Annotated in this window: 15 protein-coding genes and 1 pseudogene; 13 read left to right on the forward strand and 3 right to left on the reverse strand. The window is 50.8% G+C overall.

The features are described 5' to 3' along the window. Positions 1-361 precede the first annotated feature (361 nt). Positions 362-1,378, reverse strand: a complete 1,017-nt coding sequence (gene hemH, locus PGRAT_RS07350; protein ID WP_025707083.1) for a ferrochelatase — start codon at positions 1,376-1,378, stop codon at positions 362-364. 481 nt (positions 1,379-1,859) lie between these two features. Here hemH and PGRAT_RS07360 point away from each other — a divergent pair, with 481 nt between their 5' ends. The 8 genes from PGRAT_RS07360 to PGRAT_RS07395 all read left to right on the forward strand — a co-directional run bounded on the left by PGRAT_RS07360 (position 1,860) and on the right by PGRAT_RS07395 (position 12,634). Continuing rightward, a complete protein-coding gene (locus PGRAT_RS07360; protein WP_052415698.1) occupies positions 1,860-4,178 on the forward strand; it encodes an FMN-binding protein in 2,319 nt (772 codons plus the stop codon). Between the two features lie 334 nt (positions 4,179-4,512). Next, on the forward strand, positions 4,513-5,469 hold the full coding sequence (locus PGRAT_RS07365; protein ID WP_025707085.1) for a 3'-5' exoribonuclease YhaM family protein: 957 nt from the start codon (positions 4,513-4,515) through the stop codon (positions 5,467-5,469). A gap of 341 nt (positions 5,470-5,810) precedes the next feature. After that, a complete protein-coding gene (locus tag PGRAT_RS07370; protein WP_025707086.1) occupies positions 5,811-7,139 on the forward strand; it encodes an ABC transporter substrate-binding protein in 1,329 nt (442 codons plus the stop codon). Positions 7,140-7,206: 67 nt separating this feature from the next. Beyond that, positions 7,207-8,091 (forward strand): carbohydrate ABC transporter permease, encoded by an 885-nt coding sequence (locus tag PGRAT_RS07375; protein ID WP_025707087.1) that lies wholly within the window; start codon positions 7,207-7,209, stop codon positions 8,089-8,091. Continuing rightward, positions 8,091-8,918 (forward strand): carbohydrate ABC transporter permease, encoded by an 828-nt coding sequence (locus tag PGRAT_RS07380; RefSeq protein WP_025707088.1) that lies wholly within the window; start codon positions 8,091-8,093, stop codon positions 8,916-8,918. Before PGRAT_RS07375 ends, PGRAT_RS07380 begins: the two co-directional genes overlap by 1 nt. Before the next feature lie 181 nt (positions 8,919-9,099). Next, positions 9,100-10,059: a carbohydrate kinase family protein gene (locus PGRAT_RS07385; RefSeq protein ID WP_025707089.1), complete on the forward strand. Its 960-nt coding sequence runs from the start codon at positions 9,100-9,102 to the stop codon at positions 10,057-10,059. 15 nt (positions 10,060-10,074) lie between these two features. Continuing rightward, on the forward strand, positions 10,075-11,541 hold the full coding sequence (gene gtfA, locus PGRAT_RS07390) for a sucrose phosphorylase (protein ID WP_025707090.1): 1,467 nt from the start codon (positions 10,075-10,077) through the stop codon (positions 11,539-11,541). Positions 11,542-11,659: 118 nt separating this feature from the next. Then, complete coding sequence (locus PGRAT_RS07395) at positions 11,660-12,634, forward strand: LacI family DNA-binding transcriptional regulator (RefSeq protein ID WP_042266305.1); 975 nt, start codon at positions 11,660-11,662, stop codon at positions 12,632-12,634. Positions 12,635-12,776: 142 nt separating this feature from the next. Here PGRAT_RS07395 and PGRAT_RS07400 read toward each other — a convergent pair whose 3' ends face one another. Then, positions 12,777-13,481 carry a 3'-5' exonuclease gene (locus tag PGRAT_RS07400; protein ID WP_025705003.1) on the reverse strand — a complete coding sequence of 235 codons (705 nt, stop codon included), beginning with the start codon at positions 13,479-13,481 and terminating at the stop codon, positions 12,777-12,779. 146 nt (positions 13,482-13,627) lie between these two features. Between PGRAT_RS07400 and PGRAT_RS34245 the strand changes: the two are divergent. Together PGRAT_RS34245 and PGRAT_RS34250 are read left to right on the forward strand one after the other, a co-directional pair. Continuing rightward, positions 13,628-14,143, forward strand: a pseudogene (locus tag PGRAT_RS34245) (TerD family protein); the annotation flags it as partial. A gap of 108 nt (positions 14,144-14,251) precedes the next feature. Continuing rightward, positions 14,252-14,917 (forward strand): vWA domain-containing protein, encoded by a 666-nt coding sequence (locus PGRAT_RS34250; RefSeq protein ID WP_025705004.1) that lies wholly within the window; start codon positions 14,252-14,254, stop codon positions 14,915-14,917. Between the two features lie 94 nt (positions 14,918-15,011). On the opposite strand, the gene PGRAT_RS07410 is transcribed toward PGRAT_RS34250, so the two are convergent. Further along, positions 15,012-15,566, reverse strand: coding sequence for a GNAT family N-acetyltransferase (locus tag PGRAT_RS07410; protein ID WP_025705005.1), 555 nt, complete (start codon positions 15,564-15,566; stop codon positions 15,012-15,014). Positions 15,567-15,846: 280 nt separating this feature from the next. Here PGRAT_RS07410 and PGRAT_RS07415 point away from each other — a divergent pair, with 280 nt between their 5' ends. The 3 genes from PGRAT_RS07415 (at position 15,847) to PGRAT_RS07425 (ending at position 18,250) form a co-directional block, all read left to right on the forward strand. Further along, positions 15,847-16,740 carry a LysR family transcriptional regulator gene (locus PGRAT_RS07415; protein ID WP_025705006.1) on the forward strand — a complete coding sequence of 298 codons (894 nt, stop codon included), beginning with the start codon at positions 15,847-15,849 and terminating at the stop codon, positions 16,738-16,740. A 114-nt stretch (positions 16,741-16,854) separates the two neighbouring features. Then, positions 16,855-17,370 (forward strand): GNAT family N-acetyltransferase, encoded by a 516-nt coding sequence (locus PGRAT_RS07420; RefSeq protein ID WP_025705007.1) that lies wholly within the window; start codon positions 16,855-16,857, stop codon positions 17,368-17,370. Positions 17,371-17,374: 4 nt separating this feature from the next. After that, positions 17,375-18,250, forward strand: a complete 876-nt coding sequence (locus tag PGRAT_RS07425) for a transporter substrate-binding domain-containing protein (RefSeq protein ID WP_042266309.1) — start codon at positions 17,375-17,377, stop codon at positions 18,248-18,250. The last annotated feature ends 6 nt before the right edge of the window (positions 18,251-18,256 follow it).

Here is an 18,256-nt window from a genome sequence, read left to right on the forward strand (position 1 = left end):
GGCTTGTTTTTTTGAATTATAGGAATTGACAAGCTGGTGGAGAGTGAAGTGGAATTAGTGGACTTAAATGGGCTTGAAAAGCGTGTTGCAGAGATGCTAGTGGGAAAAAGTAGACTTAATCTAAGGGAATTCTCTTGAAAAGGTGGGAACCGGCCGGATTAGTGATCCTTTTTCCAACTAACGCTTGCGGAGAGAGGGAATGGAGAGATTTAAGTTCACTTTTTCCACTTGGCCTGTTGCCCGGTTCAGGAAAAGAATAGGTTTACCCAGTGAGCGCGAATGACAAGGTCCTCCGGCAACTCAAAACGGCTGTGCGGCAGCGCAGCCGTTTTGCTCTGTTCACCACTTACAAGGCATACCTCTAGATCCAGCCTTGGGCATTCCGCTCTACCAGCTCTGCCAGAAAGCTGAGCCACTCCTCATTGTCGTTGAGGCACGGTGCAATAGCGAAGTTTTCCGGCTGCCCGCCGCCCGCAGCGAAATGTTCCCGGCCTTCGATTTCCAGCTCATGCAGCGTTTCCAGACAGTCGGTCGTAAGGCCAGGAGAGAAGATCAGAGGTCTGCGGATACCGCGTCCGGCGAGTTCCTTCAGGACTTCAGAAGTTGGGGGACCGATCCATTCCTCCCGTCCAAAGCGGGATTGGAAGGCGGCCTGCCAGCATCCCGTCTCCCAGCCCATTGCCTCCGCAAGCAGGCGCGCCGTTTCCAGACACTGCAGCGGGTATGGATCTCCGGTATCTGCATACCTGCGGGGAATGCCATGGAAGCTCAGCACATAATAGTCAGGCGGCAGGCTTAAGCGGCTGATCTGCTGCATAAGATGCTCTTTCATCGCCCAGATATATCCGGGTTCATTATAGTAGGCTTCCATGAAACGCAGTGCGGGCACAAACCGTTTGGTGACCGGCCCGCTGGCGCTGCGCCGCCCGAGAGCGGCAAAGCTCGCAGCATCATAAACCGAAGCGGTTGTTGTAGAAGAGTATTGCGGAAAAAGCGGAACGACGATCATTCGTGTGACGCCGGCCGCTTCCAGCTTGCCCATTGCCTGTTCCATGCTTGGCGCACTATAGGCGAGTCCCAGTTCCACCAGATAACGGCTGCCAAGCAGCCGCTGAAGCCCGGCACATTGGTCCAGTGAATGAAGCAGCAGCGGCGATCCATCCTTTTGCCAGATCTGGTTGTACAGCAGTGCGGAGCGTCGCGGCCTGGTGCGCAGAATAATTCCCCTCAGCAAGGGCTGCCAGAAGAGCGGCGGATAATCGATAATCCTGCGGTCTGACAAGAACCGGCGCAGATAGGGCCGGACAGCCCTGGCAGTGGGAGCTTCCGGTGTTCCAATCTGAGCGAGAATCACTCCGATAGGAGTGCGGGTCAGCATGACAAAAGCCACCTTTCCATCAACTTGACATCACTCTAAAATATCACATCCATTATTGAGAATACAATATAAGGAATCACATGATTATCATAAGGAGGAGTAAATGGAAGGAATTGAGAGAGAAAGTGAGGTTGTCTTTTGAGTGAATTGTGAAATAGTGATGTTTCTTATAGGGTATGTGATTTAGTATACAGAGAAGTAAAGGATAATTTTGATACCATCAAGCCAGAAATTGCCGCTAGCAGACTTGAATCCTTTTTTTGTGAATTAATTCACCTTATTATGTGAAATGTTTCACCTTTAATGAGGCATATAAAATGGCATCTTTGGGTGCACGGATGGTTGCGCAAGACCGGGAGAGGGGGGATGGCCTCTAATGTCTTATGAATAGGCTTTCATAAGAACAGAAGAGAGAGACTATGAAGAAGCTTGGTTTTGAAAGGCTACATACTACTGGGGATATGATAAAGGAGAATACTCATTGAAAAAGTTAATTTCTTTGACTGTCAGCGCAGCTTTGCTGCTCGCGCCACTCGCGTATACGATTAATGCACCTGCCTTGAATCTAAAGGTGGATGCGGTTTCAGCGGCTTCGGAAGAAGCACCTGCGGCTACAGCCAAACCGGCTGCACCAAAACCAACAGCAAAACCGACAGCAAAACCCAAACCGACCGTGAAACCAACACCGAAGCCAACCGCGAAACCAACACCGAAAGCAACGGCTAAACCGGCGGCAACAGCCGAAGCGGCAGCAAAACCTGCAGCGACCGCAAAGCCAACGGCAACAGCGAAACCTGCAGCGACCGCAAAGCCAACGGCAACAGCGAAACCTGCCGCAACAGCGAAGCCAACTGTAACAGCCAAGCCAACTGCAACTGTTGCACCGGCACCGACCGCAAAACCTGTAACGGTTAAGCAAAATGTGTATCAGGACGGAGTGTATGTAGCTTACGGCAATGCCTACTCCAAAGGTACTGAAGGGGCTAAGGTAACCATTAAAGACGGTAAAATCACTGACATTGAGCTGCTGAGAACCAGCCCGAAGCTTATCGACAGAAATGCCCGCGAGAACTACAGCGGCGTGTGGGCAGCCTACAAGCTGATGAAGGACAGACTGCTTGGCCAGACCAGAGACAGCGCAGCAGCCGTGGATGCGGTTTCCGGCGCAACACGCTCCAGCAACGGCTGGAAGCTGTCGGTCGACAGAGCGTTTGAAAGAGCGCTTAAGGTCAAACCAGCGGATGCCGCTTATTTTGAAGGCGACCATATGGGTGTAGATCCGGAAGGCAAATATGCTGTATTCGCCAGCTACGATGCTAATAAGCTTACTGCTGTGAAGCTGTATCCGCTGACTGCAGCCGGTGATTTCGTGGACGAAAAAACCTACACTGCTGAACAAACTGCAGCCATTGCCGCAATTACACCGGTACTGCTCGCAAACGGTTCTTCCGCCCAGCCGGTTGCAGGCTTCGAGGCGGAGTCCAAGGCTGCCATCAAAGCCTTCCGGGATGCAGAACAAAACGCAAGCATCAACAACACCTCAGCGTATATTGACGGATTCTATTCTTCCTACGGCACTGCAAGAAGCGTGGGTGTAGAAAGAGCCGATGTAGTGATCCGCAACGGCAAGCTGGTGGATGTGAAGCTGTACAGACTGGGCACCAACCTGATCGACAGAGGCGCAACCGCTTATGCTGAAGTAGTGAAGGCCAACGCTCCAATGACGGCTAAACTGCTTGCTAACGGTTCTTATATCGCTAATTATAATGAGAAGGTAGACGGAATTTCCGGCGCTACCGAAAGCAGCCACGGCTGGAATCAGGCTGTAGAACGGGCTTTTGAGAAGGCTCTGAAGGTTCCGGCTGCCGGCCAGTACTTCGACGGCAAATTTGCCGGTGTGGACAATGCGTCCAAGATCTTTATGCTTGCTGATGTAGCGGGAGACCAGGTAACGGGCATCAAATTAAGCTTGTTCGGAACAGACGGCAAACTGATTGCAGACGATAAGCTGACTGCTGAACAGAAAACTCTGGTTGAACAATTGACCGCAGGACTTCTTGACAAAGGTGTACAAATCGCTGACATTACTGGTCAAGAAGCGTTGACTGCAGCGGCAAGAGCTGCACTGACAGACGCTTTGACCAATGCTTCCAAGGAGCAGGGCGCTTATAAAGACGGTACCTTCACTGCCTATGGCGACGCTTATGACAAAGGAACAAACAAAGCTGATGTTACTCTGCGCAACGGCAAAATCGTAAATGTTGCTCTGAGCCGTGTAGGCATGAATATGGTTGACCTGGGCAAAAACGCTTATGCTGAAGTGCAAAAAGCGCTTCCGCAGCTGACAGCCAGCTTCCTTGCCGCAGGCACCAGAGAAGGTGCACAGCAAGTGGATGCGGTTTCCGGGGCAACCAGCAGCAGCAATGCGTTGAAGGCTGCGGTGGACAGAGCATACGGCAAAGCTGAAGTGGTTGAAGCCGGCAAGGCTGCTTACTTTAACGGAACCTTCATTGGTGTAAGCACCGACAAAACTGTAAATGTAATGGTTACTGTAAAATATAACGTTCCAGTGAGCATGATTGTTTACTACCTGGATGCAGCAGGCAAAGTAAAAACTTACGATCAGCTGACTGCTGCTGAACAGGCTGTGAAGGCAGAGATCGAAAATACTTCGACCGGCAATGGCCTGCACAAATATGGATACCGTGCAGCGGCATTCGGCAGCAATGACGCTGAGAAGGAAGTCTCCGCCAAAGCGGTAGAAGCCATCAAAGCTGCACTGGAAACAGCAGGGAAATAATTATTTTCTAGGAGTCATCATGAAGGGGTTATTCCGGGCCATGCACATGGCCTGGGATACCCCTTTTTTTACATGTCAGAAAGTAATATTGGGGTTCTGCAAAGTACCTGAATCAGCTTCCAGGCAAAGGCCCCGCTTTATGGGGATATTTTATGCCGTTTATGATTAAGATTTTGCGGAGCAGGCGGAATGGGGTAAAAATGGCTTGTGGTGGGACAAGGGCATAATTAGAAATAGGAATCGTATAGTAATTAAAGGGATTTCGGAGATGAATGTCTAAAGTTTAATATACACAAACAGGCTTAGGTCCTGTCAGTAATAGGAGGCTCCAAAAATGACATTAATTAAACAGCTATCTCCACAGGATGAATTTGTCGGCTTTTATCTGCTGCGAGAGCTGGCAATCAAACAAACAAACGGTACTCCTCCAAAGGATTATTTTGATATTGTTTTGGGTGATTCCAGTGGCCAGATCTCGGCCAAGTTCTGGGATGCAAGCACGACGGATAAAGAAACCTTTTTCCCGATGGCATTGGTGAAGATCCGCGGGATTGCGCATACGTACCGTGAGAAGCTTCAGGTAAAAATAACCAAGATCAGACTCGCCAATGATAGTGACAACGTCTCTCTCACTGATTTTATCAGGTCCGCCCCGATCCGGCCGGTTGATCTGATTCATACAATCAAAGGTGTTATGGCGAGCATCACCGACCCGGAGATCGCCACGATCGTATCTTTTTGTGTGGCTAAGGTGGAAGAGAAATTAATGCATTATCCGGCGGCCAAAACCCATCATCACGCTTATTTTGCCGGACTTGCCTATCATATGGTGCGGATGCTGGAAATCGGCGAGTTTCTCTGCAAGCAGCGTCCGTTCCTCAATCCCGACCTGATGAAGGCGGGGATTATCCTGCATGATATCGCTAAGCCGGAAGAGATGATTTCGCAGTTCGGGATTGTGTCTGATTACAGTGTGCAGGGCAAGCTGATCGGACATATCTCCATGGCTTCGAACTGGATTACCGAGGCCGCGATCCGCTCCGGCATTGATTTGGAATCGGAAAAAGTGCTCGGCCTGCAGCATCTGGTATTATCCCATCATAACCTGGGTGAATGGGGCAGCCCGGTGCAGCCGCAGACGGCGGAGGCCGTGGCCCTGCATCATATCGACGCGATGGATGCGAAGCTGCAAATGGTAGAGGATGCACTGGATACAACACCTGAGACGGAGGAATGGACACCGTTCATCCGGGGGCTGGAGAACAAGGCTGTGTACCGGCTGAAGATTTAATTTCCAATAGCGGTCCAACACTTCCTTGTAAGATACTAATTTCTCTTAGACCACCTGCTTTGAGCAGGTGGTCGTTTTTATACCTGTCTTAATACTTGGGCCTTGCCCCGATGATACGGGCTTCACGCGCAACTTTGCTGATGTACCGCAGCTCCCGGGCCCGTGAAGAGGGCGAACCACCGGTTTATCATCTGCTCTCAACGCTATTTTGAGAGCAACGCTGCGAATTTTTATGTCAAAGGATTGACATATGTTAAACCTTTGACATATAATCATTTTGAAGATGATTTGAAAGTGCTTTCAAATCTCTTTATCTAAACTAACGACGGGGGAATGTAAACATGAATGGATTTAAAAAGATATCTTTAACAGCGCTTACTTTGATATTATCCGCCTCTTTGTCTGCCTGTGGAAACAGCAACAGCAACAGCCAAGCCACCACCTCTTCAGATAAATCCGGCACGGATAAAAGTGTCAAGATCACTTTGCTTAATTCCAAAGGTGAAATTCAAACCCAATTAGAGGATGCGGCCAAGAGCTTTCATGAGGCATATCCAGACATCACACTGGAAATTCAGCAAGTGCCTAGCGGCACATCGCCTTTTGAAAGAGCTTCCACGCTTTATGCTTCAGGGAATCAGCCTACTATGATTATGCTGGATACCGGGGATGTAGCCAAATTCAAGGACCACATTCTTGAACTGGGCGATGAGAAGTGGAACGGCGACGCTATTGACAGCGCGCTTGATCTGACAACCATTGACGGCAAAAACTATGCTTTCCCGCTGGCGGTTGAAGGATATGGCCTGATCTACAACAAACAGGTCCTGGATAAAGCTGTAGGAGGTAACTTTGATCCTGCTTCGATCAATACCACATCTGCATTGGAAGAGCTGTTCAAGAAAATAGAAGCCAGCGGAAAGAAAGCCCTCACCATTTCTCCAATGGACTGGTCGCTTGGCGCTCATTATCTTCCTCTTGCTTACGGAGGGCAGAGTAAGGACAGCACGGAGGTTTCCGGCTTTATCGACTCCCTTAAAGCAGGAACTGCGGATTTGTCCTCCAACAAGGTATTCAACGGGCTGATGGACACCTTCGATGTGATGATGAAGTACAACATGGATCAGGCCTCTCCGCTTTCTCCAACTTATGAGAAGGGACCTGAACTGCTGGGCAAGGGTGAAGTAGGCATCTGGTTTATGGGCAACTGGGCATGGCCGCAAATCAGCGGCTTTGATACAGCCGACAAGCAATATGGCTTCCTCCCTGTGCCCATCAGCAATAATCCCGATGATTACGGCAACGCCCAAATTTCTGCTGCTGTAAGCAAACGTATTGTTGTAGACAAGGAGAAGACAACTCCGGAGCAGCAAGCGGCGGCCAAAAAATTCTTTGACTGGATCGTATATGATCAAGCCGGACAAGAGTTCCTGGTGAATAAAGCCAATATCGTCCCTGCCTTCAAGAATATTACCATGGAAACACCAGATCCGTTAGGCAAGTCGATTCAAGCCTATTTGGCCGCAGGTAATGTGGAACCTTCTCTGAGCGATCTGCCGGCTGACCACTGGACTAAAGTGGGGGCATCCATGCAGAAGTATTTGTCCAAGGCCGGCGACCGGGCCACTTTGGCCAAAGAGATTGGGGACTATTGGAAAAAAGTAAAGTAATGTGATTCTGCCGGCAGGGCTGTTTCCGGCCCTGCCGGTTTTCAACACGAAGGAGAGTGACCATGCAATGATAGGAGAAAAAGGTTTTTGGAACCGGCTGCGGGTGCGGCTTCTGTTTACCGGGCCGACCTTATTTGCCTTTTTGACCGTAATGATTATTCCTTTTATATACGGTATTTACTTAACCTTTACGAGCTGGGACGGCATTTCGGTTGCCCATCCTCTGGTCGGCTTCAAGAACTACGGATCGGTTTTTGCGGACTCGGAATTTTGGAGTTCCTTCGGACTTACACTCAAATATGTGCTGTTCACCGTGGTGCTCACCAATGTATTGGCCTTTTTGCTTGCTTATGCCCTCACCAAAAGTGTCAAGGGCCAGAATGTTTTCCGGGCAGGATTTTTTATGCCAAACCTGGTAGGCGGCATTGTACTGGGTTTCATCTGGCAATTTATTTTTAATAATGTATTGGTCTACCTGGGGCAAAAAGCCTCCATCGGCATCTTCAGCGCATCCTGGCTGGCTGATCCGGACAAGGCCTTCTGGACGCTGGTCATTGTTACCATCTGGCAGTATGCCGGATATATGATGGTGATTTATGTGGCGGGATTAACCGGTGTGCCTGCTGATATTCAGGAAGCCGCCAGCATTGACGGGGCCAACAGCTGGCAAAAGCTGATCCGTATGACCATTCCCATGATGGTGCCCTCGTTTATCGTCTGTCTTTTTCTGTCGCTGCAACGCGGCTTTATGGTCTATGATTTGAACTTGACTCTGACTAAGGGCGGCCCATTCGGCTCCACACAGCTTGTGTCCATGCACGTCTACCAAAAAGCCTTCTTGTCGCGGGACTACGGTGTCGGCCAGGCTGAAGCGTTCGTCCTGTTCCTGCTCGTGGCCGTAATCACATTGCTGCAGGTATATTTCAGCAAAAAGATGGAGGTAGAAGCCTGATGCACGTCAAAAGACAGCTTGGCTCAGCAGCAAAATTCGTTGTGTTGGCTATTCTGCTGGTTTTATTTCTCATTCCCTTCTTGCTGCTGCTGCTAAACTCCCTGAAAGAAAACGCGATGATCACTTCTAACCCGCTGGCCCTGCCTACCAGCTTTCAGTTCGCCAATTACAGCAATGCCTTTAAGCAGATGAACTATTTAGACGCATTCACCAATACAATTATCATCACGGCCTTCAGCGTCATTCTGATCGGGATTTGCGGTGCCATGACCGCCCACTATTTTGTGCGCAATCCCAGCAGGCTGAACCAGAATACCTTTCTGTTTATGGTAGCCTCCATGATTATTCCGTTCCAGGCGATAATGATTCCTTTGGTAAAAATATACGGATCTCTCGACATGCTGAACAGCAAGACTTCACTGATCTTTATGTACCTGGGGTTCGGCAGCTCGCTGGCCGTTTTTATCTATCACGGTTTTATTAAAAGCATCCCCAAGGAATTGGAAGAGGCCGCGATGATTGACGGTTGCTCCAGAATACGAATGTTCTTTCAAATTGTATTTCCGGTGCTGGTACCGACGACTGTGACCATCGGGATTTTGAATGTATTATGGATCTGGAATGACTTCCTGCTTCCATCACTGATCCTGGTTGAGCCTGGACAACGCACTTTGCCTCTGTCCACTTTTTCCTTTTACGGCACCTACACGGTCGATTACGGTCCTCTGATGGCGAGCCTGATGTTGACTATTCTGCCGGTAGTTATTGTGTATTTGTTCGCTCAAAAATACATTATCCAGGGGGTTATGCAGGGTTCGGTGAAGTAGCTTTCTGTGACAATGATTGGATGTACCAATGTCATTCTGGCGGCACAGAGTGGGGGCCCGGTACACTGGGGACATGCCACAAGCCGCGGTTGGTTGATTGAGAGCCTCTGCCCGTCTGAGAGAGCGGAGTTATGCAGGGGTTGAACGATTCATATTGGATAGAAGTAGGAGGGAAAACATAGTGTTCAAGCTGGATGAGGGAATCAAGCTGCCGGCCGATAGAGAGTACGATGTGCTGACAGCGGGAGAGATGCTGGTTGATTTTATATCGGAGGAGGATCAGAATACTGCAGGGCAAGGGACTTATCATCCTTTTTTCGGAGGGGCCCCTTCCAATATCGCAATGAATGTCAGCCGCCTGGGTATCCGTCCTATAGTGGCTTCAGCAGTCGGTAATGACCGGCTGGGGGTTTTTTTGGTTGAATCATTGAAAAAGGCAGGAATTGATACCGGGTGTGTACAAATGGTACAGGATTCCACCAGTCTGGTGCTTATCACCAAAAGCACGTCCACCCCTGTCCCGATTTTTTACCGGGCCGCGGATTACCAATTGGCCTATACGCCGGAACTGGAGCAGGCAGTGCTGAAGGCCGGGATCGTGCATTTCTCCTGCTGGCCGATCTCAATGGAGCCGTCGCGGCAGACCATTAACCGGGTGATTGAGGCGGCGAAGCGGCGCGGCATTCCGGTATGCTTTGACCCGAACTACCATCCCCGGATCTGGTGCAAGGGTGAGGATGGCACGGCCTATGTCAAGAAGATCATCGGCAAGGCGGATATCGTGAAGCCTTCGGAAGACGATGCGGAGCGGCTGTTCGGCAGCGACACCCCCGAGAACCAGGTGCAAAAATACATCGCGCTCGGCGCAGGTCTTGTCATTATGACACTCGGCAAGGACGGCGCTATTGTCTCGAATGGACAGGAGACGGTCCGGTTTGAAACGCTGGCGCATGAGGTGGTCGATACGACCGGAGCGGGCGACGCTTTCTGGTCGGGGTTCTATACGGCGCTTGTCAGAGGGGCAACGATCCGCGAGGCGCTCCGCTCAGGGTTTGCCGTGAGCGCATTTAAGCTGAAATTTACCGGTGCAGTGGTTCCGCTGCCCGATTTAAATACAATACAAGCCGAATACGGATGCTAAGGGAGAGAGACGACTATGGTTAAAAATCAAGTGCAACTGATTACTTACCCGGACTCGCTTGGCGGAGATTTGAAGTCACTCCGTCATGTGCTGGATGCGTATTTTCCGGATGTATTCAAGGGCGGGGTGCATATTCTGCCTCCGTTCCCTTCGTCGGGGGACCGCGGTTTTGCACCGCTGACCTATCTGGAGATCGAGCCTGCCTTTGGGGATTGGGCGGACATCCGGGCAATCGGGGAGCGGCATGATGTGCTGGTGGACCTGATGGTCAATCATATCTCCCGCCAGTCTCCTTACTTTCAGGACTTCCTGCAGCACGGGCGGCAGTCCCGCTACGCCGATCTGTTCCTTACGCTGGATAAAATTTGGGCGGACGGACAACCGGTACAGGCGGACATCGATAAAATGTTCCTGCGCCGCAGTAAGCCCTACTCCACGTTCACCATTGAGGACACACAGGAAGAGCTTCAGGTGTGGACGACCTTCGGCAAAAGCGATCCGTCCGAGCAGATTGATCTAGATATCCGCTCGGAGAAGGTCAAACAGCTGTTCATACAATTCTTCACCTGCTTCAAGGAGAACAATATCAAGATCGTCCGGCTGGACGCGGTAGGTTATGTGATCAAAAAGCTGGGCACCAGCTGCTTTTTCGTCGAGCCGGAAATTTATGGCTTCCTGGACTGGATCAAGGAACTGGCCGATTCCCTTGATATCGAACTGCTGCCCGAGGTGCATTCGCACTATTCGATTCAATACAAGCTGGCGGAGCACGGCTGCTGGATTTACGATTTCATCCTGCCGTACCGGATTCTCGATACGCTGCTGAACAAGGACAGCAGTGAGCTTAAGGAGTACTTGCGCACCCGTCCGGCCAAGCAGTTCACCATGCTCGACTGTCATGACGGCGTCCCGGTCAAGCCTGACCTGGACGATCTGATCGACACAAAGGATGCCCGTAAGATCGTTGACACCTGTGTCGAAAGAGGAGCCAACCTGAGCCTTATCGTATCCGAAGAGCACAAGGCGCCCGACGGGTTCGACGTCCATCAAATCCGCTGCTCCTATTACTCGGTGCTGGGCTGTGATGACGATGCGTATTTGGCGGCGCGGGCGATTCAGTTTTTTGCTCCGGGCATTCCGCAGGTGTATTATGTCGGGCTGCTGGCTGGTGAAAATGATCTGGAGCGGGTGCGGGAAACCGGCGAGGGACGCGAGATCAACCGCCGCAACTATACGCTCCCGGAAATCGGGCAATCGCTGGAGAAGGAAGTTGTACAGCGTCTGCTCAAGCTGATCCGGTTCAGAAATGAATACGAGGCGTTTAACGGCGATTTTACAGTGGAGGAAGCTGCAGCGGATGAAATCAGACTGTCCTGGACGAAGGGCGAATTCCGCTGCACGCTGTACATTAACCTTGATACGATGCGCTCTGAGATTGAATATACGGACGGGGAGGGCGTGCTGGCGCAGCTTGAGGTGTAGAGCTGTTGCTCCCAGGAAGCACAGGATGGTGTTAGCGATTCGTTGGTCAGGCAATCTTTTCCCTATAAGCGCCAGATAAATTATAATAGAGAGACGAGCTTTGGGAAGGAGCAATGCAATGGCTACGATCAACGATGTGGCGGAACAAGCCGGTGTGTCCGTGACCACCGTTTCAAGAGTGTTAAACAACCGGGGGTATATCAGCGAGAAGACCCGGCAGAAGGTATATCAAGTCATGGACGAGCTGAATTACCAGCCGAATGAGCTGGCCCGTTCGCTGCTGCGCAAGCACTCCAATGTACTCGGGCTGATTATCCCGAGCGTGGCGCATCCGTTCTTCGGCGAACTGGCGAATGCAATCGAATCTGTTGCTTATCAGCACGGCTTCAAGCTCCTGCTGTGCAATTCGCAGCTCGACTCCGCCAAGGAGCGGGAATACGTTGATATGATGCGGCGCAACCGGGTGGATGGGATGATTCTCGGCAGCCATACGCTGGAGATCGGCGATTATACCCATTTGAATTATCCGCTGGTCACCATCGACCGCAGGATAGGTGATATTCCGTTTGTCGCTTCGGACAATGAAAACGGCGGAGCTCTGGCGGCCCGTCTGCTGATCGCTAAGGGCTGCCGCAAGATCGGCCATCTGTCCGGCAACATGAAGCTGGATATGCTGTCCAATCTCCGTACGACCGGCTTTGAGCGTGAGGCCAGACAGGGAGGCGTCGAATTTGTCACCTACCAGACCGAGTTGGATGTCTTCGATGAACAGATTTACAATGAAATTATCCGGAGAATGTTCACTGAACACCCTGACATCGACGGCGTGTTCGCGACAAGCGATCTGATGGCGCTGTTTGTGATGAAATGGTGCCGCACGTTCGGGAAGGAGGTCCCCCGCGACGTGCGGATCATCGGCTATGATGATATCGGCGCCGCCTCATGGTACATGCCCGGCTTAAGCACGATCAGACAGCCGATCAAGGATATGGCCCGGCGGGCTGTTGAACTGCTGCTGGAGCAGATGGATGACAAGCCGGTAGAGCGGGAGACCGTTCTGCCGGTGGAGCTAATCGAACGGGAAAGCACCTGATGTGGCAGAGCCCCCCTAAGCCTGCGCACAATCACTGGACAAGACACAAAGCCGCCTGCTTCAGACAGCAGGCGGCTTTGTGTGCGGAAAGATAGTTTGCAGAACCCCCGGTCCGCTGGAATGGACCGGGGGTTCTGCATGTTCAGAAGAAATTGCTCCAGGCGGAGCTGTTGCCGGAGGCTCCTTGGCGTGGAGATATGGAAGATGGCGGCAGACTTTTTGGGCCGGAGGTTTTTGGAGCCGCTGCCTTCTTGGCTTTTTTCTTAGGCGGGGACTTAAAAGGCGTATAGCCGCCTGCATACATCGTTCCGGCCTTATAGCCCTGGCTCCCAGCCAGAAGCAGGGGATCGGTGTGCTGCTCCCGCTCCATCAGCTTCAGCAGTATCGCCGCCGCTGCTCTGGCGTCATCCAGTGCATCGTGATGCTTCAGGCTGATCCCGAAATGCTGTGACACCACATTCAGTTTATGGGAGGGCAGCTCCTGCAGCATTTTTTTGCTGAGCAGGTAGGTACACATGTATTGAAACTCAGGATAGCTGCAGGCTGTCCGGTCCAGGCAATAACGCAGGACACTCATATCAAAGGCGGCATTATGCGCGATGACCACCTCTCCTTGCAGCAGTGGTTCGAGTGTAGGCCATAGCTCATCAAACGTGGGTTTTCCCTCCACCATGGAGGGGGTGATGCCATGAATGGAAATATTCATGCCGTCGAACCGCTGCTGCGGATCAATCAGCCACACATGCTCGGCGCTTACGACGCCCTCCCTCACTTGAACAAGCCCCACAGCACAGGCGCTTGAGCGGCTGGAGTTGGCCGTTTCAAAGTCTATCGCAGTAAAATTCATAGGTAAAGCCCCTTATTCATCATATAGGATTCATATTAAAGGAGCGGAGAGGCAAATACAATCTGCTGAATTTACAATGAGTAGTGAATATGGTATTCCTTATCTATGAAGTTTGTTAGGATTCCTTGTGAATAGAGGGTGGGAGTGTGGAGCTGTTAAAAGGGCAAAAGGTAGACTTGACCAGAGGAAAGAGTGTGAACGAGCTGCTGTTCTCTTTTGGATGGACAACGAAAAAGGCGGATATTGGCATGGATGCCGCGGCTTTTTTACTGTCGGAGCACAGCCGGTGCGAGCGGGATGAAGATTTTATTTTTTATGGTAATCCTAATTCTTCAGAAGGAGCTGTATCACACTCGGCTGTGGAACAAGACGGGAGAGAAAGTATATCTATTTCATTAAACCGTCTTCCCGAAAAGGTAGACCGGATTGCATTAACCCTGACGATCTATGAAGGTGAGCGGCTAAATCATCGTATGAAGGATGTGTCGGGTCTCTACCTGAAACTTATGGATCGTATAAGCGGTAAGGAGCTATACCATTTCGGTTATGGCGCTGATTTGTCTGAGGAGACGGCGGTGGTCGTTGGAGAGTTGTACCGTCATAATGGCGAGTGGAAATTCAGTGCGATCGGCAGCGGCTTCAATGGAGGGTTGGCCGCACTATGCGCGAACTTCGGGCTTGAAGTTGAACAGGAGGGAACTTCTGAAGTTGCTGCAACTGCTGTGATGATTGAAGAAGAGATGGATGTAAAAACACCGGAAAAGCCCCTAGTGTCGAGAATAGATCTGCGCAAGAAAATTGTAGAGCTTACATTGGTAAAAAAGCAGTTAACGGGAGTAACCGCCAGAGTGGGAGTTGTGCTGGATATTACAGGCTCTATGAGAAACCTGTATTTGAACGGTGTTGTGCAGGAGGTTGTTGAACGTATTCTCGCCGTAGCTAGCAAATTTGATGACAACGGCTCACTGGATGTCTGGGTATACGATACGGAGTTCAGCCGGCTGCCAGCGGTAACGGAGAAGGAACTGGGGCGTTATGTATTTACGCATATTCTCAACAATTCAAGCATCCACAAATTCGGAAGGAATAACGAACCGCCAGTAATGGAGGATGTAATTCACAAGTATACCCAAGAGGAGAAGGACTCCACACCAGTATTCATTATTTTCATTAATGATGGAGGTGTAGTGCGGCAGACCAAAAAGGTGATTGCCGAAGCTTCTGTACAGCCTATCTTCTGGCAGTTTGTTGGAATAGGCGACTCTGACTTCGAAGTGCTCAAGCAGCTCGATACCATGACCGGACGTTTGGTAGACAACGCCAACTTCATTCATTTGGACCGCATTGAGGAGGTTTCCGATGAGGAGCTGTATGATCGGCTGTTGAATGAATTTCCGCAATGGCTTAAGGCGGCGAAAGAGAAACGGATTATCTAGTACAGGCAGTGAAGCGCAACTGAAGCGGAATATACTGAAAAAGGGACTTTACTCAAAGAACCTCCACAGAAACAGGGAGCCCGGCCTGTCCTGTTCACAATGTGGAGGTTTGTTTGGATTGAGGAAGGGAGAAAGCTCCCAGATCCAGGCAATAGCCCTTAACCAGGGTATCCCCGTTCATAATATCAGTCTCATATGCCCGCTGGAAGCCTAGTCTCTCATATAGCTTAATCGCTGAAGCCATCATATCGGAGGTATGAAGGTTCAAGGTGGCGGCTCCCAGCCCGATGGATCTTCTGGCCGCTTCACGGATCAGCAGTACTGCGACGCCGCGGCCCCGGACACTTGGAGAAACCGCAAGCAGGCGGATAATTGGGGAATCAATGCCCAGCTCCGGTCTTCCGTACGCTTCTTCGGAGGACAGGAAGAGCAGCACGCTGCCGACAATCCGGTTGTCTATTTCAGCGACGATCCGCGCATAGGGGGCAGTTCCGTGGACGGAATCAAGAATGGAACGGCGGTACTCCGCCCAAAAGGGTTCAGGCAGCTCAGCAGCATACTGGCCGTACGCCTCCAGCAGCACTTCGGCAATAGCATCCCGCTCTGAATCTGCCGCGTCGCGGATAAGGATCTCTTTGGAGTTGGACATTTAAGCGCCTCCTGCGAATCAAAATGAATGAGGTTATTATAAACGACAATTCCGATGAATATAAGCCGAATTTAATTATTCCGATAAATGGATAGAAAAATTCTATCTATCTTTGTGACTTTTTTAATGGTTTTCCTGAATAACAACAAGGGAATTCAGTTGACAAAAAAAGGGGCTGTGACTAAGATATAAACAAAATCTATAGGGTGCTTTGCTTATAATTCATTGTTAACAGATAGGAATTATAATGTTTATTGAATAGGGATGAGGGGGGCTATTATTGAACATTGAAAATATCGAAGCGTTCGTCTATATCAACCACTACGGGAGCTTCAATAAGGCAGCGGATGTTCTGTATATTTCCCAGCCGACAGTCACTGCCCGCATACAGTCGCTTGAACGCGAGCTGGATTGCAGAGTTTTCGACCGGGTAGGCAAGCAGATTAATCTTACGGATAAAGGCAGGCAGTTTCTTCCCTACGCCCAGCAAATTCTTCAGGTTTATCAAACAGGCAAACATCAGGTTCAATCTAAAGGGCTGGTCCCGGATGAGCTGCGAATCGGCAGCACGATATCGGTCTCCAATTATCTGATGCCGCAGCTCCTGGTTCATCTGAAGACGGCCTATCCGAATCTGAATATTAAACTGACGACGGCCCCTACGGAGGTGTTGATTGACAAGCTGAAAGCGAAGGACATTGATCTGGCCTTCATCCGGAAGGTTGTCAATCCGGCGATCCAGGCTTATCCGTTCTGTGAGGACCCGATTTCTCTATATGTGTATGAAGGGCACCCTCTGGCCCAGGCCAGGCGTGCTTCAATCCAGGATATCCGCAAGGAGACGCTTGTTTTTTTTGAATGCGGTTCTTTGGACTGGCTGCGGCTTCACCGTGTATTCGAGAGTATGGAGCAGCCGCCGGATATTGTATACCAGGTGGATAATCTGGAGACGGCCAAAAAGCTGGTGCTGCGAAAAGCGGGCATTGCTTTTCTCCCGGTCCTCAGTGTGCAGGAGGAGGTTGCAGCAGGAACCTTGACCCGGGTAGAGATTGCGGAGACAGAAGGGATCTCGCTGCGGACCAGCCTGATCTCCCTGAATGGAGAGTATGCCGGCTTTATCCAAACGCTGCTGGAGCTGGGAACGGGCAATCCGTTAAATCGACTTATTGTATAGATCAATTAAAAAACTCTATTAGCGCATGGTCACATGCAGTGATAAAGTTAATTGCAGAAAATCACCACTAATTCTATAGGGATTATAAAATTTAAAACGGACGGAGGTGGCAGTATGGGAGAGATTTACCGGCTCGCAGAGCTGAAGGATGCGGAGCGGTTGCTGGATATTACCTATCGTGCCTATGAGACGATTCGTGAACTCGGCCTGCACTGGCCTGCGGCCACAGCCGACCTGGAGCTGATTAAGGACAATGTAGCCACGAACGAGTGTTATGTGCTGGAGATCGAGGGTATCGTGGAAGCCACAATCACGTTGTCCAGGGGTGAAGAGATCAAGGCACTTACTGAGCTGCCTTTTGTCAAATGGTTTGCGGTAAATCCGGATGCCCGGGGGAGAAGGTACGGCGGTAAGCTGCTGGATTGGGTTGAGGAGAATGTGATCCTCGGCAAGCTGGGTGCCTCTGCTGTTACCTTGGCTACGGCGGAGAAGCACCCCTGGCTGGTTCCGATGTATGAACGGCGGGGGTATGAGCGGATTCTGGAGCTGGACCCGCAGAATGGCGACGGTACGATGTATTTGATGCGAAAGAAGCTTATCGATCAACCAACTACTATTCAAAGGGGCTAAAACGATGAAGAAGACGATCCCGCTGGTATATGGACTATTGTTGACGCTGGTGATTGCAGGCTGCGGCACTAATAATAATGCAAACCGCAGCCAGGGCAGCAATACCGCTGAAGCAGCAGCGAAAACATCCGCAGAGGCTCCTGCCGCAACAGACGCGGCCCAAGTAACCAAAATCGTCGTCGGCACGGGCACCGCTTTTCCGCAGGTATGCTTCATTGATGAGAACGGCAAGCTTACAGGCTTCGATGTCGAGCTGCTCAAGGATATCGACAGCCGCCTGCCGCAATATGAGTTCGAACTGAAGACCATGGATTTCAGTAATCTGCTGCTGAGCCTGGATACGAAGAAGATTGATCTGGTCGCTCATGTCATGGAGAAGAATCTGGAGAGAGAGCAGAAATATCTTTTTAATACAGAGCCTTATGCACACTGGAGAAACCGGATTGTGGTCGCCAAGGATAACAACTCGATTAAGACCCTCGATGATCTGAAGGGCAAAAAAGCCCTCGTCGGCGCAACCAGTGCCCAGGCGCAAATCCTGGAGAACTATAACAAGGAGCATGACAATGCAATCCAAATCGTCTATCAGAACGGAGCCGCCAACGATACGGTAAGCCAAATCAGCTCCGGACGGGTGGATGCCACGCTCGCGGCGGATTTTGTATTGCCGGTCATTGATCCGCAGAGCAAGCTGAAGGCATCGGGGCCAGAACTGTCCTCTGCGGACATACTCTACGTCCTGCGCAAGGATGATGCCGATTCGAAGACGCTGGCTGATGCCATCGACGGAGCAATCAAGGAACTGAAGGCCGATGGAACTCTGGCAAAACTGAGCACCGAATGGCTGGGTGCGGACGTTACCGCTGATGAAGTGAAATGATTGATT

It is taken from the genome of Paenibacillus graminis, from assembly GCF_000758705.1.
GTDB lineage: Bacteria > Bacillota > Bacilli > Paenibacillales > Paenibacillaceae > Paenibacillus_AQ > Paenibacillus_AQ graminis.